22 protein-coding genes are annotated in these 20,574 nt (G+C 72.1%); 9 read left to right on the top strand and 13 right to left on the bottom strand.

Features of this window, described 5'->3' with window-relative positions; all coding sequences use genetic code 11:
- Positions 1-12: 12 nt before the first annotated feature.
- The 3 genes from coaD to WME85_RS11225 form a co-directional block, all read right to left on the bottom strand.
- The gene (gene coaD, locus WME85_RS11235) at positions 13-510 is read right to left on the bottom strand and encodes a pantetheine-phosphate adenylyltransferase (RefSeq protein ID WP_436626533.1); all 498 of its coding nucleotides are present in this window, start codon (positions 508-510) and stop codon (positions 13-15) included.
- A gap of 5 nt (positions 511-515) precedes the next feature.
- The gene (locus WME85_RS11230) at positions 516-1,895 is read right to left on the bottom strand and encodes a tetratricopeptide repeat protein (protein ID WP_437837578.1); all 1,380 of its coding nucleotides are present in this window, start codon (positions 1,893-1,895) and stop codon (positions 516-518) included.
- A gap of 106 nt (positions 1,896-2,001) precedes the next feature.
- Positions 2,002-2,898: a 3'-5' exonuclease gene (locus WME85_RS11225; RefSeq protein ID WP_437837577.1), complete on the bottom strand. Its 897-nt coding sequence runs from the start codon at positions 2,896-2,898 to the stop codon at positions 2,002-2,004.
- A 342-nt stretch (positions 2,899-3,240) separates the two neighbouring features.
- Between WME85_RS11225 and WME85_RS11220 the strand changes: the two genes are divergently transcribed.
- Positions 3,241-3,942 (top strand): HNH endonuclease, encoded by a 702-nt coding sequence (locus tag WME85_RS11220; protein ID WP_437837576.1) that lies wholly within the window; start codon positions 3,241-3,243, stop codon positions 3,940-3,942.
- A gap of 69 nt (positions 3,943-4,011) precedes the next feature.
- Here the strand turns inward: WME85_RS11220 and WME85_RS11215 are convergent, their stop codons facing one another.
- A complete protein-coding gene (locus WME85_RS11215; RefSeq protein ID WP_437837575.1) occupies positions 4,012-4,479 on the bottom strand; it encodes a hypothetical protein in 468 nt (155 codons plus the stop codon).
- 95 nt (positions 4,480-4,574) lie between these two features.
- Between WME85_RS11215 and WME85_RS11210 the strand changes: the two genes are divergently transcribed.
- On the top strand, positions 4,575-5,246 hold the full coding sequence (locus WME85_RS11210; RefSeq protein WP_437837574.1) for an AgmX/PglI C-terminal domain-containing protein: 672 nt from the start codon (positions 4,575-4,577) through the stop codon (positions 5,244-5,246).
- Positions 5,247-5,274: 28 nt separating this feature from the next.
- A complete protein-coding gene (locus WME85_RS11205) occupies positions 5,275-6,885 on the top strand; it encodes a hypothetical protein (protein WP_437309114.1) in 1,611 nt (536 codons plus the stop codon).
- Between the two features lie 394 nt (positions 6,886-7,279).
- Here WME85_RS11205 and WME85_RS11200 read toward each other — a convergent pair whose 3' ends face one another.
- Positions 7,280-7,660, bottom strand: coding sequence for a histone H1 (locus tag WME85_RS11200; RefSeq protein ID WP_437309113.1), 381 nt, complete (start codon positions 7,658-7,660; stop codon positions 7,280-7,282).
- Positions 7,661-8,142: 482 nt separating this feature from the next.
- Between WME85_RS11200 and WME85_RS11195 the strand changes: the two genes are divergently transcribed.
- The 3 genes from WME85_RS11195 (at position 8,143) to WME85_RS11185 (ending at position 11,065) form a co-directional block, all read left to right on the top strand.
- Positions 8,143-8,967 (top strand): OmpA family protein, encoded by an 825-nt coding sequence (locus WME85_RS11195; protein WP_436626525.1) that lies wholly within the window; start codon positions 8,143-8,145, stop codon positions 8,965-8,967.
- Between the two features lie 10 nt (positions 8,968-8,977).
- Positions 8,978-9,913, top strand: a complete 936-nt coding sequence (locus WME85_RS11190) for a Ppx/GppA phosphatase family protein (RefSeq protein WP_437837573.1) — start codon at positions 8,978-8,980, stop codon at positions 9,911-9,913.
- A 645-nt stretch (positions 9,914-10,558) separates the two neighbouring features.
- Positions 10,559-11,065, top strand: coding sequence for a CarD family transcriptional regulator (locus WME85_RS11185; protein ID WP_012234339.1), 507 nt, complete (start codon positions 10,559-10,561; stop codon positions 11,063-11,065).
- A gap of 187 nt (positions 11,066-11,252) precedes the next feature.
- On the opposite strand, the gene WME85_RS11180 is transcribed toward WME85_RS11185, so the two are convergent.
- Positions 11,253-11,765, bottom strand: coding sequence for a hypothetical protein (locus WME85_RS11180; RefSeq protein WP_437837572.1), 513 nt, complete (start codon positions 11,763-11,765; stop codon positions 11,253-11,255).
- 80 nt (positions 11,766-11,845) lie between these two features.
- Positions 11,846-12,364 carry a tRNA (cytidine(34)-2'-O)-methyltransferase gene (locus tag WME85_RS11175; RefSeq protein ID WP_436626522.1) on the bottom strand — a complete coding sequence of 173 codons (519 nt, stop codon included), beginning with the start codon at positions 12,362-12,364 and terminating at the stop codon, positions 11,846-11,848.
- A 208-nt stretch (positions 12,365-12,572) separates the two neighbouring features.
- Between WME85_RS11175 and WME85_RS11170 the strand changes: the two genes are divergently transcribed.
- Positions 12,573-13,709: a hypothetical protein gene (locus tag WME85_RS11170; protein ID WP_437837571.1), complete on the top strand. Its 1,137-nt coding sequence runs from the start codon at positions 12,573-12,575 to the stop codon at positions 13,707-13,709.
- A 97-nt stretch (positions 13,710-13,806) separates the two neighbouring features.
- Here the strand turns inward: WME85_RS11170 and WME85_RS11165 are convergent, their stop codons facing one another.
- From WME85_RS11165 to WME85_RS11155, 3 genes are read right to left on the bottom strand one after another with little or no spacing between them, the layout of a single operon-like run.
- Complete coding sequence (locus tag WME85_RS11165; RefSeq protein ID WP_437837570.1) at positions 13,807-14,226, bottom strand: hypothetical protein; 420 nt, start codon at positions 14,224-14,226, stop codon at positions 13,807-13,809.
- Positions 14,223-15,047, bottom strand: coding sequence for a ribonuclease III (rnc, locus tag WME85_RS11160; protein WP_437837569.1), 825 nt, complete (start codon positions 15,045-15,047; stop codon positions 14,223-14,225). The genes WME85_RS11165 and rnc overlap by 4 nt, the downstream gene beginning before the upstream one ends.
- A 26-nt stretch (positions 15,048-15,073) precedes the next feature.
- Positions 15,074-15,367: a 4a-hydroxytetrahydrobiopterin dehydratase gene (locus WME85_RS11155; protein WP_437837568.1), complete on the bottom strand. Its 294-nt coding sequence runs from the start codon at positions 15,365-15,367 to the stop codon at positions 15,074-15,076.
- Positions 15,368-15,505: 138 nt separating this feature from the next.
- Between WME85_RS11155 and WME85_RS11150 the strand changes: the two genes are divergently transcribed.
- A complete protein-coding gene (locus tag WME85_RS11150) occupies positions 15,506-16,135 on the top strand; it encodes a hypothetical protein (RefSeq protein WP_437837567.1) in 630 nt (209 codons plus the stop codon).
- Between the two features lie 288 nt (positions 16,136-16,423).
- Positions 16,424-17,230 (top strand): hypothetical protein, encoded by an 807-nt coding sequence (locus tag WME85_RS11145; protein ID WP_437837566.1) that lies wholly within the window; start codon positions 16,424-16,426, stop codon positions 17,228-17,230.
- A gap of 150 nt (positions 17,231-17,380) precedes the next feature.
- On the opposite strand, the gene WME85_RS11140 is transcribed toward WME85_RS11145, so the two are convergent.
- The 3 genes from WME85_RS11140 to WME85_RS11130 form a co-directional block, all read right to left on the bottom strand.
- A complete protein-coding gene (locus WME85_RS11140; protein ID WP_437837565.1) occupies positions 17,381-18,415 on the bottom strand; it encodes a peptidyl-prolyl cis-trans isomerase in 1,035 nt (344 codons plus the stop codon).
- Between the two features lie 33 nt (positions 18,416-18,448).
- Positions 18,449-18,982 (bottom strand): hypothetical protein, encoded by a 534-nt coding sequence (locus WME85_RS11135; RefSeq protein ID WP_437837564.1) that lies wholly within the window; start codon positions 18,980-18,982, stop codon positions 18,449-18,451.
- Positions 18,983-19,122: 140 nt separating this feature from the next.
- The gene (locus WME85_RS11130) at positions 19,123-20,490 is read right to left on the bottom strand and encodes a metallopeptidase family protein (protein ID WP_437837563.1); all 1,368 of its coding nucleotides are present in this window, start codon (positions 20,488-20,490) and stop codon (positions 19,123-19,125) included.
- Positions 20,491-20,574 lie beyond the last annotated feature (84 nt).

Here is a 20,574-nt window from a genome sequence, read left to right as displayed (position 1 = left end):
GCGCGCGGGCGCTCAGGGCTTCGCGGCGGCGAACTTCGACCGGAGCGCGTCGCAGACGACGGCAGGCGCGTAGTGGCTGACGTCGCCCCCGTGGCTCGCGATCTCGCGGACGAGCGACGCGGAGACGAAGCCGTAGTGGGTGCGCGTCGGCAGGAAGACGGTGTCGACGCCGGGGAGCATGTCCGCGTTCGCGTGGGCGATCTGCAGCTCGTATTCGAAGTCGGTCGCCGCGCGCAGACCGCGGACGATCACGCGCGCGCCGACGCGCTGGCAGTACTGGATGAGCAGCCCCTCGAACGAGTCGATCCGCGCGTTCGTCACCTCGCTCGTGGTCTGGCGCAGCAGCTCCAGCCGCTCCGAGTACGTGAAGAGCGGGTGCTTCGTCGGGTGCCGGCCGACCGCGATGATCACCTGATCGAACAGCTTCGACGCCCGCTGGATCAGGTCGAGGTGACCGAACGTGATCGGATCGAAGCTCCCTGCGTAAACCGCCAGCAGTTCCTTGGACATGACGCTCACCGGTCCGGCGTCCGCTTGGGCGTGCCCGCGGACGGTGTCGCTCGGGGAGCGGCCGCGGGCGGCGCCGGCGCGGGCGCCTGGGGCGCCTGCATCGCGGGCGCCTGGGGTGCAGGCGCCTGGGGCACAGCGGGCGCGCCGCTGCTCCCGGCCGGAGGCGCGGCGGGCGCCTGCCCTTCGTCGGCCGGCGCTGGCGCGCCGCCCTGGAGCACCTTGTTCATGGCCGTGTCGTCCTCGATCCACATGAGCCGACCGCCGTCGCCGAAGGTGATGCGGAAGTAGGCGAGCAGCCCGGCGCCGATCACGCCGTCCAGGTCCAGCTGGAGCTGCTTCTCGACCGCCTGGAGCGGCGCTCCGTACACGCCCGGGACCTTCGGGATCTCCAGCGCGCCGAGCCGCAGCATCGGCACGACGCCCTGCTTGAGCTTCTGCTCCGGATCCTGCTCGACCCGCTTCAGCCCGTCGGCATCGAAGCCGGCCTTCTTCCATCCCTCCTTGTCGAGCGCGATCGGGAACGTCATCGACGTGTCGATGAGCAGCGGGCCCTGCACCGTCTTGTCGGGGCCCAGGCTGCTCCGCAGCACCATGCCGCCGCCCTTGATGAAGGCGAGGTCGACGCGCGTCGCGTCGGGCGGCGCCGGCGGGGAGAAGCTGCGCACCACGAACTGCCGGCCGCTGTAGTCGATCGTCGCGTTGAGGTGACGGAGCAGGTTCACCCCGAGCAGCGCCTTGATCGGCGCGCCCATCTGCTTCGAGATGCCCGAGAGGTCCTGCGTGAGCGCGGGCACGTCGTTGACCTCGAGCCTCCTGTCGAACCGGAGGGAGACCCAGCTCGGCTCCTTGCGCGTGCTGCTGTCGAGGACCACCTCGCCCGTGCCGGTCGACACCATCGCGAGCGCCGACTCGCCGTCGATCTCGACCGGGACGACGAAGAACGGGGCAGCCGGGCTGACGTGGGGCATCTCGACCGCCGCCAGGAGCCCGCCCGAGATCGTGAACGGCGCGCGCCCCGCCCCGCGCCGCGCCAGCTTGGCGATCGACTTCGCCCAGTCGTCGACCACATCGGGGTCGTCGAGCATCGCCTCGAGCTCGTCGGCCGCCGCGTCGAGGTCGCCCTTGTACCAGAGCGCGCGCCCCCGGAGCCCTGCCGCCTCGGACCCGGCGACGCCCTTGAGGAGGCGCAGCGCCTCGCCGTAATCGAGCCGCGCCAGCGCGATGCGCCCCGCGAGCAGGCGGGCGTCGGTGTCGGCGGGGACGATCGTCAGCGCCTTCGCGACCGCGTCGCGCGCGTTGTCGATGTCGGCGGACTGAAACTCCTGCCGAGCGCGGGCGAGCCACTTCTCCGCCGCCGGCGGGCGGGCCGAGCCCGGACCCATCATGGTCGAGCACGAAGCGAGGAGTGTCGCGGCGAGCAAGCTGCCGAGGCGAGCAGCAAGGGAGCTCCTCGTCAGCGCGGTTCGGTTCGAATGGATTCGCACGTGGATCTCAGGCCCTTCGCGCGGTGCCGTCGGGGTCGAGCTCTCCCGGCGAGACCGGCTCGATCGCCAGGATGCGATCGGCCCGTAGCTCGCGACGGCTGCGCGACGGGAGCAGATAGCCGAGAACCCGGGGTGGGTCGAGGTCCGTTCGCACCCCCGTTATCCGTACCACGAGCTCCTCCGGGCCCCGGCGCGCGGGGCGGTACCGCATGCGCACGGTGGCGGCGTGCTCCGCGGCGCGCACGGCCGCGGCGACCAGCGCCGGGCGAGCGTGGCGCTCCCCGATCCGGACGTGCCACAGGTCGCGCGGCGTGCGCGGCGCGAGGACCTCCACGATCTTGCGGAACACGGCGCGCAGGGCGTGGACGTCGTCCTCGGCGCGGTGGGCGCGCTCGCGGTGCACGCCGAGCTCCCGGCAGAGCGAAGCGAGGCTGTGGCTCGGCAGGGCGAACGCCCGGCGCGAGAGGACGAGCGTGTCGAGGTAGTGCGGGACGCGCCTCGCCCGGCCCGCCCGCGCGAGCTCGGCCTCGAGGAAGGCGACGTCCCACGCGGCCGCGTGGGCGACGAGCACCGCGCCCTCCATCACCTGCTCGATGCGATCGCAGAGCTCGGGGAACGTGCGCGCGCCCGCGAGCTCCCGCGGATCGATGCCGTGCACGTGCGCGTTGCCAAACACGCCAGGCTCGGGCCGAACGAGCGCGGTGATCGCGTCCTCGCAGGTGTCTCCCCGCATCCGCTCGGCGCAGACCTCGATCACGCGGTCGCTCTCGGGGCGGAGGCCCGTCATCTCGAGATCGAGGAACACGAGCGGCGCGCGCTCGATCGGATCGTCCCAGGGCGAGCCGGCGGGCGGCTCTGCGCCGGTCGTCCGCTCTGGCTCGGCTCCTTCGCGCTGCTCCGTCATCCGACCTGCTTCCCCACCACGGCGTCTCGACCCCGGAGGCGACCGTCCCTCGGCATGGATGCGTCTTAGCGAAACCCGCGCCCGACTGAAAGCGCTCCGCCGCGCGCGTCGGGCGGCGCCCTCGGGAGGCGCGCCCGACGCCGTGGGTCAGCCTCCCGGTCTCCCGCCGGCCGCGCGACAGGGCGACGGCGCCGGACGCTGGCGAAGCGGACCCGGGTTTGAGGCGAGGCCCTAGGGAGCGTGGCGCGTCGCGCGCGGACCGGGACCGCGCGCAGCGACAGCGGCAGCGGCAGCGGCAGCGGACAACGGACAGCCAGCAGGATTTCTGCCGCGCGGCGGCGGATGTTCAAGCGAGCTTTCGTTGCTACACTCGTCGACGTGCCGAACGGGGTAGAGACAGTCCCGGGGGGCGCTCCTCATGAGGAGCCCGATCTCGGCGACGGGTTTTCTGGGTTCCGCCGCGACCGCAGGGCCGAGCCGCTCGATCTCCCGGTCCTCGTAGTGAACCGCTTTTTTCAGCCTGTGCAGATCACGACGGCGCGCCGCGCCTTCCTGCTGCTCTTCGGCGGCGCGGCCCTCGCCATCGATGAGGCCGGCGATCTTCACGATTTCTCGGCCTGGCGGAGCTTGCCGGTGCGAGAGAAGGACGATGGCCTCTCCGTGGTCGGCGGCTCGCTCCGCGTACCGCGCGTCCTGCACCTCCGCCGCTACGACCGCATGCGGCGCCCGACGATCCGACTCACGCGGAAGAACGTGATGCTCCGCGACGCGCACCAGTGCCAGTACTGCGCGCGCCGTCCACCCGTCCGCGACCTCAACATCGACCACGTGCTCCCTCGGTCGCGCGGCGGCGAGGATTCCTGGGAGAACCTCGTGACCGCCTGCCGCACGTGCAATCTCCGCAAGGGCTGGCGCACGCCGGACGAGGCCAGCATGCGGCTCATCCGCCAGCCGCTACCGCCGCGGTGGTCGGCGACCATGCAGATCCTGCTCGGCTTGCCGCACCCGTTCGACGAGTGGAGCCCGTTCCTCAAGGCCGGCTGACGCCCCCGCGCCGAGCTCACCGCGGCGCCGCGCCCGGCCGCCGGCAGCCGATGTCAGCGAGGCGGGCGCTCACGGCGCCGCGGTGAGCTGCCCCTGCTCGTCGCAGTACGCGACCGCTCTCCACCCCTCGTCGGTGCAGAGGAAGAAGTCGGTACAGCCGGTCCGGCACGCCGTCTCCGCGCACGTCTCGGCGGCCTCCGCCGGGCAGTCCGGATGCTGCAGCGCGGGCGTGCAGCGCGACGCCTCGCCGGTGTGATCGAGCGTCACCGCCTCGCAGCCGGCGTCCGGACCGCCGCCCGCGCCCGCGTCGGAGGAGGGCTCCCCAGGTCGATCGCAGCGCGTGACCGCCGTCCATGCTCCCTCGACGCAGTCGTAGAGGGCGCGGCACAAGGGATCGTCGCAGGTCCCCCCCCGGCCGATCGGGCACCCTCCCTCCGGGATCTCCCCGCAGAGCAGCGGCTCGGCCACGGGATCGCAGCCTGCCGGCGCGAGGGCGGCGAGGGCGGCGCCGGCCATGAAAAGCAGCGGGATCTTCAAGACAGCCCCGAGGAGAGCTCGGATTGTCGGCGCGTGGGGGAGAAAAACGCAAGGCGCCTCGCCTCCGCTCAGCCGAACCGTTTAGTATGCGCGCCATGCGTCCTTGCGCCACCGCCAGCGCCGTGTTCACCGGAGTCCTCGTCGCCGCGACCCTGTTCGCGGCCTGCTCGAGCGGCACCACGCCGCCTTCGCCGCCGGAGAGCGCATCGCCCGGCGCGTCGCCTCCGCCTGCGTCGCAGCCGACCGGCGCGACCGAGTCGCAGCCGAGCGCCGCCGCCGCGCCGGGCGCCGCCGATCAGGGCACCGCCGCGTCGGGCGCGGCCGCGCCATCACAGCCGGCGGCGGGCCGCAAGAAGGCCCCGGAGACGGTCGAGGACTGCAAGGCGATCGCCTCCGAGATCACGAACGAGCCGCCGGACGGCGGCGTCGTGATGAACAACGCGACGACCTCCGCCGACGCGGGCTCGAGCGATCGCTTGCAGCCGCTCGTCGATGCGATCAAGGCGCGGCGCGACGGCTTCCGCTGCTGCTTCGACCTGTACGCGCGCAAGCACCCGGGCGCGCAGGGCAGGGTCACCTGGCAGCTCAAGCTGAAGCCCGACGGGACCTTCGAGGAGGCCACCATCGTGCGCGACAAGAGCGACGTGACCGCGCCGCAGGTGGAGTCCTGCATGGAGGAGCTCGCGAGGTCGGTCACCTGGGCGCGCTCGCCGAGCGGCAAGGAGACCGTGCTGACCTACCCGTTCGATTTCAAGCGACGCAACTAGCCGCGCATCGCCGGCGAGGAGCACGTCTGTGTCGAGCGACGCTTCGGGGATCCTGCGCGGCTCGGGCCACCCCGGCCGCAATGCCTACGCCGAGCTGCTCCGCGACACGCGCGGCTTGCGGCGGGAGCAGCAGCAAGCCCGCGAGGCGTGGTTCGCGCGCCTCGCGGCGGACAAGAAGGAGGAGACGCTCTTCGAGCTCGAGATCCTCCTGAAGGGGCTCGCCTGCTTCGCCAACCCGCGGAACCACCCTGGCGCCGGGCGGCGCCAGACGATCGTCAGCCACGACTTCCACGAGCACCTGCAGCACGCCCGCGACGGCATGGCGCGCGTCGTCCAGCTGACGCGGACCATGCTCGGCGATCGCGATCGCGCCCTGGTCTTCCAGCGCTACCTCGAGACGGTGCTCCCGGAGGACACCGCGCGCACGCGCCTGCTCCACGCGACGATGGCGCAGGAGTCGCCCGAGTCGAGCCTCTTCGTGCTGCGGCACGGCTTCACGAACCTCATCGAGGTCGCCGGCGGCCTGCTCCGGCTGCCGCGGGTCAACTTCAGGCTCTTCTACGCCCACCTCGCGACGGCGATGCGCGAGATCGCCCAGAGCACGTTCTTCAACCCGCTCCACGCGCTCGAGTTCCGCCCGGAGTTCGATCGCATCGCCTCGACGCAGGTGCTCGAGCTGATCCACCGCGTGCCCGGCGAGCACGCGCACCGCCTCGTGGCGCTCACGTTCCTCGCGCTCTTCAGGATGCTCCGGTACCTCCGGCTGCTTGACGTGATCGCGCTCGATCACTCGGATCACCGCGTCGCCGGCCGCGGGTACCTGGTGCTCGCGGTCCTGCGCAGCGACGCGCGCGCGCTCTCGAACTACCTCCGCCGCCGCGCGGGCGCGCTGCTCGCGGACAGCTTCGAGCGCGATCTCCTGCGCGTGCCCGCGAGCGATATCGTCGCGCGCCACGACGACCTCGCCGCCGAGGGCCACCGCCTCCTGTCCACCAAGGCCGCGCTGACCGGCCTCGCCGCGAACTTGCGGCTCGAGATGCGCCGCGCGTTCGAGCACGACCTCCCGCCCGCCGACGCGCTGGTGAGCGAGTCCGAGTACCGCGTCCGCCTCCGCGCCGTCTCGCACGGCCTCCGCCCCGCGCTGCAGAACGCGATCCTGTTCCTCGGCCGGTCGCTCGGCGCGAAGCTCGAGGAGGGCCGCGTCTTCGACGACCAGGCGGCGCGGCGGGCGACGAGCGATCGCCTCCGGCGCGACGTGTGGATGTTCGCCCAGATCGCGCGCGCGTTCGCGAGCAAGGCGCGCACCACCGGCCCTGCGCCCGATCGATGGACGGGCATCGCGAGCTTCGCGTTCGTGCGCGAGTTCCTCTCGTACTTCCGGGCGATGGGATACCCGCTGCTCCGCGTGGGCGACTACCCCCGCGTCGACGCGTTCATCTCGGCGATGACGGCGCTCGAGGACAGCGATCTGCTCGACCCGCAGCGGCTCGACGCCGCCATCCGCGAGTGCGAGGCGTTCTTCGAGTTCCTGATGAAGCTGTTCGAGCAGATCTCGAAGCGCGAGGACCTCGCCGGCGTCCCGTTCGATCGCAAGGGCGCCGCGCGCGCCCTCCGGCTCTACCTCGGCGAGCGCACCTGAGCGCCGTTCCGGGCGCGGCGCCGCCCCCCTCGGCGCCGCGACGCAGCTCCATCGCGGCGGCGCGGAGGGCGCGAGCGCCGTCGCTCGCGCCTCGCGCGGTCCAGCTGCGCCGAGCAGGCGCACGCGCGTCGCGCGGCGGTCCGGCGTCGCGTTGATCCAGCGCGGCGAGCCGCACACCGGGACCGGTCACCGCGGCCGGCCACCGCGGTCCTAGCGCGGCGGCGCCGTCGCGGGGACGTCATCAACCCGCGCGCGCCATCAGCCTGGACCAGCGTGCCGGAGCCGCGGCGTGCTCACCCTCGAGCATCCTGTGGAACAGATTGTCTCTTCGCGGCCGGCGGGCCCGCGCGCGGCGCCTCAGCTATCGAGAGGCGCGAGGCGCGCCCTGTGCGCCTTATTCCGACTCGTCGGACGGCCCGGTGCTCGCGGGCGCCGGCGCCGGCGTGCTCTTGCGCGCCCCGCGGGTGCTCGCGCCCTTGGCCGGCGCGCGCTTGGCAGCGGCCCGTCCACCTCGCGGAGCGGCCGCCTTCTTCGGCGCAGCCGCCCGCTTGCCGGCGGCCTTCGCCTTGCGCTTCGGAGCCGCCTTCTTGGCGGCGGGCTTCTTGGCGGCGGCGCGCTTCGGCGTCTTCTTGGCGGCGGCGCGCTTCGGGGCGGCCTTCTTCGCTGCCTTCCGCGCCGGCTTCTTCGCGACCTTACCGGCCTTCGCGGCGGCCGGCTTCTTGGCCGACTTCGTCACCTTCTTCGCAGGCTTCTTCGCGGTCTTCTTAGCAGCCATTGGAAATCCTCCTGCATTCGCCCCGGCCTGGCGGACGTCGCTCGACGTCCTCGCCACTACAATTTCCTCACCGAGGCAACAGATGTTGCACGACGTATATTGCCACGCATGGTGATGGTCAAGGAAAATCTTGCGGGCCCTAAACCGATGTATCCCATGTGTTCCAGGCAAACTGGTCCGCAAGCGTTGCGAGGGTAAACGCCGGATCAGGCCGTGGTGAAACAACCAGACCGAACCGGGCGCCAGATTTTCGTTGACAAGCTCCGGAATGTCTGTCTTGGCCCTCTGCGCTTCTTTCCGGCGATCGCGCGCCTGCACGGCGCGGCGAACAGCGCCGGAGAGCTCATGGTCGCATGGAGCATCAGCGTTGCGCAGGCTCTAGAGAGCCTTGTGCGGCGCCATTCGCCTCGCTACGGTCGCGCCGCCCGCGCGGCCGCCGCCCCCTCATGGGCCGAGCGCCGCGCCGCTCTAGGAGGAAAGGTATGTTGGTTCGTCGCTCGACGTCGTGGTTGTTGCTGGGCACAACGCTCCTTGCCGGCTCGGGGGCGCTCGGATGCGGCTACTCGGAGGAGGAGATGCAGGCGAAGGTCCGTGAGATCGAGGGCCTGAAGACCCAGCTGAGCGCCGAACAGGCGCAGAACAAGAAGGCCAGGAGCGAGCTCGACGAGGCGGCGGCCCGGATCGAGCAGCTCAAGTCCCAGCTCAAGGCAGCGGGCGTGGACATCTCCAACCTGAACGCGAACCTCGAGCAGCAGGCCCGCGCGCTCGAGGACTTCCGCCGCCGCGCCCAGCAGCTCGAGGACATCAAGAAGCGCTTCGAGGTCCTGCGCGACAAGCTCCAGGCCCTGACGAAGCTCGGGCTCAACGTGACCGTCCGCAACAACCGGATGGTCATCCAGCTGCCCGGCGACGTCCTCTTCGACTCGGGCCGGGAGACGCTCAAGAAGGAGGGCCAGGACATCCTGCTCAAGGTGGCCGAGGTCATCCGCAACGACGCCGGGCTGTCGTCGCGCTCGTTCCAGGTCGCCGGGCACACGGACAACGCGCCGCTGGCCGGCGGTCGCTTCAAGGACAACTGGGGGCTCAGCGTCATGCGCGCCCGCGAGGTGCTCGCGTTCCTGCTCCAGCCCCAGGACAAGGGCGGCGGCGGCCTGAAGCCCGAGCGGTGGAGCGCCTCCGGCTACGGGGACACCGACCCGGTGAAGGCCAACGACACCCCGGAGAACAAGCAGGCGAACCGGCGCTGCGAGCTCGTGGTGCTGCCGAACGTCGAGGAGATGCTCGACCTGAAGACGCTCACCCAGTAAGGCCCGCAGCATGAGCGTCGCGGCCATCGACATCGGGACGAACTCGGTCCTCCTGCTCATCGCCGAGCGCCGCGGCGGTGAGCTCGTCGCGCTCGTCGAGCGCGCGACGATCACCCGGCTCGGCCAGGGGGTCGACGCGTCCCGCGCGCTCGCCCCCGAGGCCGTGGAGCGCACGCTCGCCTGCCTCGCCCGTTACGGCGAGGAGATCAGGTCGCGGGGGGTCGAGCGGGTGGATGCCGTCGGGACCAGCGCGATGCGCGACGCAGCCGGCGGCGAGGCGTTCATCGCCCGCGCCCGCGAGCTGATCGGCGTCGCCCCGCGCGTGATCTCCGGGCCGGAGGAGGCGGAGCTCACGTACGCCGGCGCGCTGACGGGGCTCGACCTGCCGGCCCACGGTCCCAGGATCGTGTTCGACGTGGGCGGCGGCAGCACGGAGATCATCGTCGGCGGCGCCGGCGGCGCGGTGGAGCGGGCGGTGAGCCTCGACGTCGGGAGCGTCCGGCTGACCGAGCGTCACATCCGCGCGGACCCACCGGTCGGAGCGGAGATCGAGGCCGTCCGCGCGGATGCCCGGGCCGCCCTGGCGACGGTCCCGGTCGAGCCCCTGTCCGCCGTGCCCACCCTGGTCGGCGTCGCGGGGACGGTGACGACCCTCGCCGCGCTCGTGCGCGACGTGGACCCTTACGACGGCGCCCGCGTACACGGCGCGCGTGTATCCGGGGCAGAGGTCGTGGAGATCACGTCCCGGCTCGCGTCCCTGCCGCTCGCCGCGCGCAGACAGCTGCGCGCCCTGGATCCAGCGCGCGCCGACGTCATCGTGGCCGGCAGCGTGCTGATCGAGGAGATCCTCGCGTGGGCCTCGCGGCTCGCCGGAGCGCCGGTCGATCTCATCGCGTCGGACCGCGGCGTGCGCTGGGGGCTGGCCGAGCGCCTCTGCGACGCCTGAGCCTCCTCCCTCGCCGACCGGTTCTCGTCAACCTTCTGTTGAAGCAGGGACGGACACAGCAGCTACCGTGCCGTTGTGTCCGTCATATTTTTACATCATCCCACCCAGGTCAGGTCCGCCACCTCTCCCGGAGAGGCCCGCTCTGCCCTAAACTAGGCGGGTGGGCCCGCGTGCATCCACGCTGATGCCTCCACCGCTACACACCGTGACCCCGCCCGATCCTGAGAAAAAAAGCAGAATGATCACGCGACGATGGGTCAGCCTCGGGGATTTTCGTTGACGTATCTGGGCCGGCTCACTAGAGTGCGCGCGCCTGGCGCAAACTGGCCCTTTTTCGGGAGGGCCGTTCCCCCAACCTCAATCCCTTCCGCCCGGAACCGTCCGCTTCTACCGCTGCTGCTCAAGATTCCACTGTGCACGCCCGAGCACCGACCCCTCGCGGGTCATGGCGGTGGTGCTCGCGCCGCTTCTCGCACAGCGGTCTCGAGTCGCGACTCATTGCTCTTTTCTCGGAATGCGCGACGGTGTGTGTCGGTTCTGCGGGTCCAGGTTCAACCGCATGTTCAACGTACGCTTCCCGGAGAGGATTTCGGGAAGCAGACGAAAAAATAAAGAGACGGCGGGGTGGAAGGCAAAGGAGACGATATGCAGGCTCGTTCGGAGATCCAGTTCAAGGTGGGCGACAAAGCCGTCTACCCGGCCCAGGGCGTGGCCGAGGTGGTCAACATCGAGGAGAAGGACATCGCTGGCAACCGTCAGCGATTCTATGTTCTCCGCATCTTGGACACGGATCGAAAGATCATGGTTCCAGTCAGCAACGCGAGCGCGGTCGGCCTTCGCCAGGTCATCTCTGAACAGGAAATCCGGGAAATCTTCGACATCCTCCGCGAGCGCACCATCGCGTTCGACAACCAGACGTGGAACCGCCGTTACCGCGGGTTCATGGACAAGATCAAGACGGGCTCGATCTACGACGTCGCGGAGGTGCTCCGCGACCTGTATCGCTTGAAGACGGACAAGCAACTCTCGTTCGGTGAGCGCCGCATGCTCGACACCGCCCGGACGCTGATCGTCAAGGAGATCGCGATCGCCCGGGGCCAGACGGAAGAGCAGGTGAAGACCGAGATCGAGGCGATCTTTCTCGCCAACTGAGGCGTTACCTCATGGTGAGCGGCCCTGAGGCCGCTGCCGATGGAGGCCGGCACCGCCGGCCTCCGGGCTTTTGTGGGTCGAGGCCGGCACCGCCGGCCTCGGGACTTTTGTGGGTCCGAATTAGCGGGGTCCAGCGCGGGGTCCACGGCTCCGAGGGCTCGGCCAGCGACGCCGTGGCCAGGCGCGTTCAGAGCTCGCTGCCCGGCCGCTTCTGCACGGGAGGGAGCGGAGGCAACGCCAGATCGACGCGCCACCCAGCATCCTCGTACACGCAGGGAACCTGGACTCGCTCCCCCGGGAGCAGGCCGGCGACATCCACCAGGGCGTGCGCGCCGGCGATCTGGGCGACGTAGCGCTGCGGCTCGAAGCGCAGGAGGAAGCGGGACGGCGTGATCATCGCCTCCGGGGCGATGGCCTTGCCGGTCGCGGCGCTGTAGCGCTGCGCGCGCGACGCCAGGTTGTCCCGCGCGCGCCGGGACAGGAGCTCGAAGGCGGCCTTGGCGTCGGCCGGGTCGCCGTGCAGCTGGCGCAGGCGCGCGACCAGCTCCTTGACAGCGCCGTCGGGCGTGCCGCTCGGAGGGCGCCTGCTGCATCCGACCGACGCGAGCGCCGCGACCGAGAGCGCGAGCGCCACGCCGGCCCAGGCCGGGCGCGCGACCGAAGGGCCGCTGCGTCGCGCTCGATGCCGGTGCGTGGCCATGCCTCCGCCCTTAGAACGAGCCCTCGCCGGCGTCCACAGCGCGCGGCTTCACCCGCCGGATGCCGCGGAGCATCGAGCGGTCACGCCGGCGCTGCGCCCGAGAGCGCGCCCACCTGGCGGAGCGCCTCGTACAGGACGATGGACACCGCGTTGGCGAGGTTGAGGGAGCGCACCGGACCCAGCGTGGGGATACCGAAGACGTCGTCCGGCATGCGGGCGAGGAGGTCGGGGTCGAGGCCGACGCTCTCCTTGCCGAAGACGAGGGCGTCGCCCGGCCGGAAGTCCGCGTCGAGGTAGCTCCGCGACGCCACCGCGCTGAACAGACGCAGCCGCGCGTTCGGGTGCCGGTGGCGGAAGTGGGCGATGTCGAGGTGCTGCTCGAGCGTCACCAGGTGCCAGTAGTCGAGCCCCGCCCGGCGGACGCTCCGCTCGTCGATGCGGAACCCCAGCCTCCCGAGCAGGTGCAAGGGGCTCTGCGTCGCCGCCGCGAGCCGCGCGATGTTGCCTGTATTCTGCGGGATCTCGGGCTCCACCAGCACGATCCGGAACGGCGGATCGAGCGGGGCCGCGCGGAGCCGGGGGCGACCGTCTTTGAGCACGCCCTCTCTTTCCGCGACGCGCCCGGCGCTGCAACCCCCGAGCGAGGGGATCGTCCGCGCGGCCTGGCTGATGGCCAGCGCACCACGCCTCGACGGGCAGCCGGCCCACGCGGAGCGCGCAAAAACGCGATCGGAACCGGCGGAGGCGCCTCTGTCCGCTTGACGGCTGTACGAGCGGACACGTAGCCTCCCGCCTCGGAGACACTGAATGCGCGCATCGTGCTGGATCGCCTCGGCAATCGCCCTCGCAGGGGTGGCCTCGTCCTCGCTCGCGGCCGCCGACACCATGGATCCGGCGCTCGCGCGGCTCGTGCGCGACCCGGCCTCGAGCGTCGGCGCCGTGCCCTGCCGCATCACGGGGCCGAACAACGGTCTCTATTACAACCCCGCGTCGCGCTATCAGCGCTGCCAGACCGACGACGCTGCGTTCGCGAAGCTCATCGCGCAGTACGGCTTCGCGGTCGCGCCGTCGGCGATGCACTCGGCGCGGACCACGGGGTACGGCGGGTTCGAGATCGGCATCGAGGCCGACTACACGAAGATTGACAGCGACGCGGACTACTGGCAGCGCGGCACGCAGGGGCCGCAAGACCCGACGACCGGGGACTTCTCCATCGAGAACCGGACCCCGGACTCCTTCCTGCAGCACTACTCGCTCAAGGTGCGCAAGGGCTTCCCGTTCGGCTTCGAGCTCACCGGCGCCGTCGGGTTCCTCGCCAACACCAACCTCGTCAGCGGGGGCGCCGACGTGCGCTGGGCGCTGTTCGAGGGGTTCCGCAGAGGGATCCCCGCGATCTTCCCGGAGGTGGCCGTCGGCGGCAGCGTCCGGACGGTCACCGGCACCGAGGAGTTCCAGCTGACGGTCGCCGGCTTCGACGCGCAGATCTCGAAGCCTCTGCCGATCGGCGGCACGGTGGTCGTCACCCCCTACGTGGGGTACCAGTGGCTCCGGATCTTCGGCGACTCGGGGCTGATCGATCTCACCCCGAACACCGATGCCGTGAGCTACTGCAATTTCCGCGGGTTGAACTCGCCGGCGAACCCCGTGCAGGGACAGAACGGCGAGACGATCCCCCATGACGGCCAGCCCGTGTGCTCGGGCGGCTCCCAGGCCGACTTCAACAACACCGTCGTGTTCGACGCCGTGCGGATGACGCGCCACCGGCTCCACTTCGGCGCGCAGCTCCGGTTCCAGATGGTCAAGCTCGGCGGGCACTTCATCACCGACATCGTGAGCCCCGAGGAGGCGAACCAGGACGCGGACAACCAGATCAACGGCGAGAACAAGTTCGCCGGGCTGGGGTCCCAGTGGACCCTCGCGATCGATCTCGGCGCCGTGTTCTGAGGCGAGGAGCGCCGCGCCGGTGGGCGCGGCGCGCCCCTCCGGCGCTCGCCCGCGTCGACCGGCGCGCACCGGAGGCCTTCGCGCCTCGCCGGTCGCTTCAGCGCTTCGAGCTCAGATCGGGCAGCGCGTAGCCGAGCTCGGTGAGGAGGGCGCGAAACGCGCGGTCCTCGTTCCGAGCCACGGTGAGGTGCTCCATGAACTTCTTGAAGTTGCCCTGCGCGGCGGCGTCGGCGGCGCGCTCGCTGTTCTCGAGCACGAGCAGGAGGTGCGGGTGCGCCCTGCTGACGGAGGCAGGGCACTCCATCTTGCTCGCCACCTTGGCGCGCGCCTCGGCGAGCGCGTGCACCACCATGATGAGCTCCTTGTCGTGCGTCCGCGGCAGGAGCATGTCGCCTTCCCTGCGCGCCTCGTCGAGGAGCAAGCTCGCCCTGTCCAGGTAGCTCCCGGCCCAGGCGGGCAGCGCGACGAAGAGCGAGCAGAGCGCGAAGGTGAAGGCAATCAACAGGTGACGGATCATCGACTGGGTCCTCGGTCGTTCACGGGTCGCTCGGAGGATGCCCCGCCGGCCGGCGGGGCGCCTCTGCTTTCGGGCGCGCCTTCGAGGGGCTCGGCGGCCGCCCGTTCATCGGATGCTGTCGCGGGCTCCGGCGCCGCGCACGCCACGAGCGCCGCGCGCGCGGCCGCCTGCTCCGCGAGCTTCTTCGATCGGCCCCGGCCGGTGCCGATGACCTTGCCATCGACCTCGACGGCGACGAGGAACGCGCGGTCATGGTCCGGCCCCTCCGTGCCCGTCAGCCGGTAGCGCGGCGACGCCGCGCCGCGCGCCTGCACGCGCTCCTGCAGCTCGCTCTTCGCGTCGCGCCCCAGCATGCTGCCGCTCGCGAGCTGGGCGAGCGGGCTGGCGACGATCTTCCGGCTCAGCGCTCGCGCGCTCTCGAAGCCGCGATCCAGGTACAGCGCGGCCACGAGCGCCTCGGTGGCGTCGGCGAGCACGTTCGTCTGATCGCGCTCCCCGGCGACCTCCGCGCCGCGCCCGACCCGGAGCGCCGCGCCGAGCTCGACCCCTCGCGCCCACGCCGCGAGCGCGTCCGTGTTGACCAGCGCCGAGCGCATCATCGAGAGCTCCCCCTCCCGGGCCCCCGGAAAGCGCTCCATGAGGAGCTCCGTCACGCACAGGCCGAGCACCGCGTCCCCCAGGAACTCGAGGCGCTGGTTGTCGACACGCCGGCCGCCTCGCTGCTCGTTCGAGAAGCTCGGGTGCGTCAGCGCCTCCTCGAGGTGCGGCAGGTCCCCCTCCAGCCCCAGATCCAGACGCTTCAGCAGCTCGCTCGGGAGCATTGCCAGGACCTTGCCCACGCGCGGGGTCAGCCTGCGTTGAGGCGGTCGGTCAGCCCGGCCAGCTCGAGGTCAAGCGCGGTCAGGCCGCCGGCGTCATGCGTGGACCACGCGACGCGCACCTTGCCCCACGACAGCGCGATGTCCGGGTGGTGGTCGCGTCGCTCCGCCAGGAGGGCGACCCGCATCACGAAGCCCACACAGGCCCCGTAATCTGGAAACGAATAGCTCCGCTCAATCCGCTCGCCCGCTCGCACCCAGCCGGGGTGAGCAGCGATGAACCCGGCGATCTCATCGTCCGGGAGCCGATCACGCTTGCCCATGGGGAGCAACTATGAGCTAAGCCCCGCCCTGGTGGAACCCCGGAATGAGGCTCCCGACCGAGCGCGCAGCTCGCCGCGCAGCTCGCCGCGCGCTCGTCCCCCGTGCGCTCGTCCCCCGTGCGCTATCCTCCCGCCGCGATGACCGGGCTCACCGCCTGCCCTTTTTGCCGGGAGATGTTCGAGGCGAAGGAGGCCCATACGTGCCCCGCCTGCGGCCTCCGGCTGGAGGCGCTCTCGAAGCTGCCTCCCTCGTACGACGCGCTCCACGAGGAGCCTGACGAGCCGCTCCCGCCGCACATGGAGCCGCTCCCGTGGACCTACGCCGGTCGCGGCAGGGGGCCTTTGCTCGCGCTCGCGGTCCTCGGGCTCGCGGCGTTCTTCGCGCCCTGGGTCCATGAGACGGCGCCCGAGCTCCGCGATCTCAGCGGCTTCGGGCTCGCGCGCAGGCTCGGGTGGACGTGGGCCCCCGCGGTCGCGTTCTTCGTGATGATCCCGCTCGTGCTGACGCGGCGATCCATCCACAAGATGCGCGGCGCCCGCGTGGCCGTCGCGTTCCTCGCCGCGGTCGCCCTCACCACCGTCGCGATGCGCCTGCTGTTCACGCCGGCCAGCTCGCCGCTCCGTCCGGTCCGCTTCGCGTGGGGCTACGGGCTCTACGCGACCGGGGCGATCGCGCTCCTCGCGCTGATCGCCGCTGCGTTCTTCGGGGGCAAGATCGACGACCTGCCCACGGGGCAGCAGCGGCGGGGCGACGAGGTGCTGCACTGATCGCGCCGTTCCGTCGGCCGATGGCCGTCCTCCGGCGTCGCGCAGCGATCTGATCCACGGGCCGCGCCGATCCGCGATCCGCGAGGACGAAGCACCGCGTCCAGCGCGCGGGACGGCAAGCGCGCTGCGCGCTGAACGAAGGACGCGCTGCGCGCCGACCGAAGGAAGACGGATGAACGACGAACGGCAGGACGATGAGCGCGCTCAGGGGCATCTCGGGTCGACAGGCCCGCTGGCGCGACGTAACCTTGGTAGGAGTGGCCTTTGTCCGCTGCTCGGAGGTGCGCGATGGCCCGGAGATCTGCCAGCGTACGCCGTGAGCTCGCGCGGGATGACGAGGCGTTCGACGTTCCCGCGGCGGTCCTCTGCGCTTGCTGCGGCCAGCCGGATTGCGCCGGGTGCGCCGCGGCGAGCGACGAGGGGTCGGGGGTCGTCGCGATCATCCCGTGGGAGCGCCCGTTCGGCGGCGTCTGGTCGCGGCTCTGGGCCACCTCGAAGGCCACCACGCTGGGGGCCGAGACATTCTTCGCGACCATTCCCGACGGCGCGATCCCGGCGGCCATGCGGTTCGCCCTGCTGGCGGAGACGCTCGCGATCCTCTCGATGGTGGCCGCGCTCCTGCCGATCATCGCGCTCGCGCTCCCGAGCCTGACGCTGGAGCTCGCCCGGAACCCGGTCGCGCGCGCGAGCGCCCTCCAGTGGCTCGCGATCGGCATTCCAGCGCTCACCGTGTGGATGGTGCTCGCGCACGCCGTGCACGGGGCCGCCCTCGAGCTCGGCGCGCGCCGCCAAGGCGCGCGGCCGGAGCGCCGGCGCGCGCTCCGCTTCGGCCTCTACGCGTGCGGCTGGGATCTCATGGCCGGCCCGCTCGGCGCGCTGGTCATGCTCATCACGGGCGGCATCAAGGGCGCCGAGCAGATCCTGTCGGCGTCGCTCCGGGTACCGGGCAGGGCCTCCACGGCGCTGCTCCTCGGCGTCTACGCCCTCTCCCCCGACGCGGCCGAGCGCGCTCGTCGCGCTGGGAGCATCGCCGCGCTCGCGGTCACCATCGCCTCCGGCTTCGCCGCCGTCGCGCTCGTCATCGCCCTCAGCTGACGCCACGACCGGCATCGTCCTCAGTTGACGCCACGACCGGCATCGTCCTCAGCTGACGCCGCGACCGGCATCGTCCTCAGCCTCAGCTGACGGCGCGACCGCCGAGAAGCAGCGGCGACCTGACCGCGTCGGGGCCGGCGGTCGCCGGCCTCAGCGCATGTCCTGGCGCGGCACGGGCGAAGGCGGGGGCGCGCCCGGGCGACGGCTGCTCGCGAGGGTGCCCGGGCGCCTCAGGGGCTGGAGATCGCCCGTCGAGGTGATGTCGATGAGATCGACGAGCTCGGGCGCATGACCCGATACGTCCTGCGCCCGCAGGCGCTCGAGGAGCTGCTTCACCTGCGCCTCCGCCTTGCCGTGCGCGAGGATCTGGCGGATGGACGCGGCCTCCTGCTCCAGCGAGCGGCTCACCGGCCTCCGGCTCTGCCGCCGCCACAGCACGGCGAAGCGGTCGCCCTCCGGCACCGGCTCGGGCACGAGCTCCGCGTCCTTCACGCGGGCGGCAGCCTCCATGAGCCCCGGAGCGATCTTCAGCCCCGGCTCGGCCGTGGTGCCGTCGGGCGCCACGAAGCCGAGATCGCCGCCGCGCATGCTGGTCGCCTTGTCGAGCGATCTCTCGCGCGCGATGTCCTTGAAGCGCTGAGGCGACGGGTCCTTCTTGAGCTCGGCCAGGATCGCCTCGGCCTCCTCGCGCGTGGCCACGAGGATGCGCCAGAGCGCCACCATGGGCGGCGCGCTGAACTTGTCCCGGTTCGCCTCGTAGTAAGCGCGGACCTCGTCGTCCGTCACCGGGGAGCTCGCCACCGCCTCCGCCTGGATCCTCTGCAGCAGCGCGGCGCGCAGGACGCCGCGGATGCGATCCTGCACGTCGGCGCGCTCGGTGAGCTTCTGCGCGGCCGCCCCCTGGGCGAGGAGCAGCTCGCGCACGAGGACCTGGCTCACGAAGTTCTTCCGGATCTCCTCCGGCGTGCGGCCGAAGCTCTGGAGCTGAAACGGCGGGATCTGCGCGATCCTGCGCTCGACCTCCGACGCCGTGATGACCTTGTCGCCGACGCGCGCCACCACCGCGTCCGCAGCGGTCGCGCCCGCCGGCTGGGCCTCAGCGCGGAGCGACAGGCCGGCGGACGCCGCGCACACGACCGCCGCCGTGGCAGCGGCGATGAGGAGCTTCACCGTTCTCGCGCGCATCGGAGCGGGTTATCCCCGCGCCGGCAGGCAAGGTCAAGCCGCGCCGCGGCGCGCGGCCTCGGCAGAAGCGCCGCCCTGGTCCCCCCGATCGCCGCCCCGCAGCACCCCCGCCTTCCGCAGCGCGTGCGCGTCGAGCCCGACGAAGCGGTATACGTCCGCGGAGAAGCCGTAGGCGCGGTGGAGGTGCCTCAGGCCCTCCACGAGCTCGGCGGTCACCTCGACAGGAGGCGGCGGTGGGTACGCCTTGCGGATCGAGGCGAGCGGCTCGCCCAGCTCGAGGAGCTCCTCGACGCGCGACAGCACGTCGATCGGCTTGAGCGCCCGCTTGCCGCGCCGCGCGACGCCCTCGGCCAGCTCCGTGAGCAGGCGCCGGCGGCGGCGCTCGGTACGGCCGTCGCCGGCGCGGCCTCCGCCGCCCAGGAGCAGCTCGTTGAACCTGCGCGCGGCCCGGCGCTTCTCGACCGCATCCGGACTTCCCCGGCGGTTCTGCGCATCGCCGCCCCGCTTACCTGGACGTGGCGCCTTGGTGGAACCGGCCGTGGCGGCCGGCGAGCTCTTCGTCTTCACGATCCTCGGCAGGAGCACAGCGGCGCTCGAGGAGCCGGTATTCCCCGGCACATCTACTGGCTGTCGCCGCAGTATAGACAGCTCATCCCCCGGCTTCGAAGAAAGCGGCGGCCGCACGGTCGCGCTCGCGGCGCCGGACCTCAGCGTCCGCCCTCACACCACGCGAGGGCTGTCGCGACGGCCGCGATCAACCAGGCCGGCCACGTCGCCCGAACGAAGCCGCCGAGATCCGACAGGGCGCCGCGCCGCGCGCGCCGCAAGGCCTCGGCGTGCCCGATCCGGCGCCGCTGCTCGCGCTCGATGTGCTCGTGCTCCTCGTCGTCGAGCGGATCGCTCCCGGCGAGGTGGTGCAGGTGGTGGGTCACCTCGTGATCGATGGTCTCGACGATCTCCGCGTCGACGTCGAACCCGGGATCTTCGCGGGCCTCCGTTCGAAACGTCCGATAGAAGATCCGGATCTCCGGGGGACGGGCGATCCCGAGCTCGTCCGCGGGCGTCCCGGGCGTGTAGCAGCCGAGCAGCGGCTCGCCGCCGTCGTCGCAGGCCGGCACCCCCGCGTCGATGAAGAGGTCGATGTTCCGCACGCCGCGCGCTTCGTAGACGCGCTCGGCCGCCGCGCGGACGCGCGCCTCGAAGGCGTCGAGATCCGGGAAGGCGCCCGCGGCGCCCGCCGTGACGCCCGCCGCCGCGGGACCTTCCGGGTCGGCTTCATGGACTCGGAGCGGCGCGCGCTCGAGCTCTCGCTCGAGGGGCACGTCGAGGTCGTTGCGGGCGCCGCAGCCCTGACAGCGGTGGACCGCGACGAGCCGCGCGGGGTAACGCGCCTCGTGGTAGAGGTCGACGATCGCCGCCCATGCCTCGTCCGGCGCCCTGGCGAGCGCGTCGGCGATCACCGGGGCGCGCCGCTCCCGGCCCAGCGCCGCGATCCCCATGGCCACGACCAGCGACGGCGTGATCCGGAGCGCGCCGTCGGCGGGCAGGCGGAGCAGCGGCAGCGCCTCGTCGACGGTCCGCTCGACGAGCCGCACGCCGCGACAGACGGCGCGGCCCACGCGCAGCGCCGGGATCGGGTGCGAGGCGTCGAAGTCGAACGGGCGATCGAGCTCGGGGTCGTCGAGCTCGCCGTCGGTGAACGGGCCGATCTCCAGCAGGCTCGACGGGGCGACCTCGAACGGGGCGCCGCAGTTCTCGCATGTGTATTTGCCAGGCTCCTCCGGCACGACGCCTGCGAACGCGAGGAGCGCGCGCAGGACATGGGCGTCAGGGAGCGGGAGGCCGAGCGGATCCAGCGGCGCGCCGCGCGCGTCCGCCAGGACCGATGGGCCCGCGAGGACCTGCACGTCGCGGGCGCACCTGCCGACCGCGGCGCGCCCGTCGCCGCCGCGGCCTTCGGGGGCGCCGAAGACGGCCGGCGCGTGGGCGCGGGCGGCGACATCCGACAGGCGCACGACGCTGCCGGAGGGGAGGTGAACCTGCGCGGGGAGGAGGCGTTGCGCGGAGCTCGGCATCGCTCGGCGGCCTATAAGGGAGCGTGCGCGCGCCTTCCAGCGCGGCGCGGCCTCGTCTGGGCTCTTGCCCCGCCGCCGCGCGCG

The sequence above is a fragment of the Sorangium sp. So ce1153 genome, from assembly GCF_051521595.1.
Taxonomy (GTDB): domain Bacteria; phylum Myxococcota_A; class Polyangia; order Polyangiales; family Polyangiaceae; genus Sorangium.
Note: the sequence above shows the minus strand (reverse complement) of the source record. Positions and strands in the feature narration are given on the sequence as shown.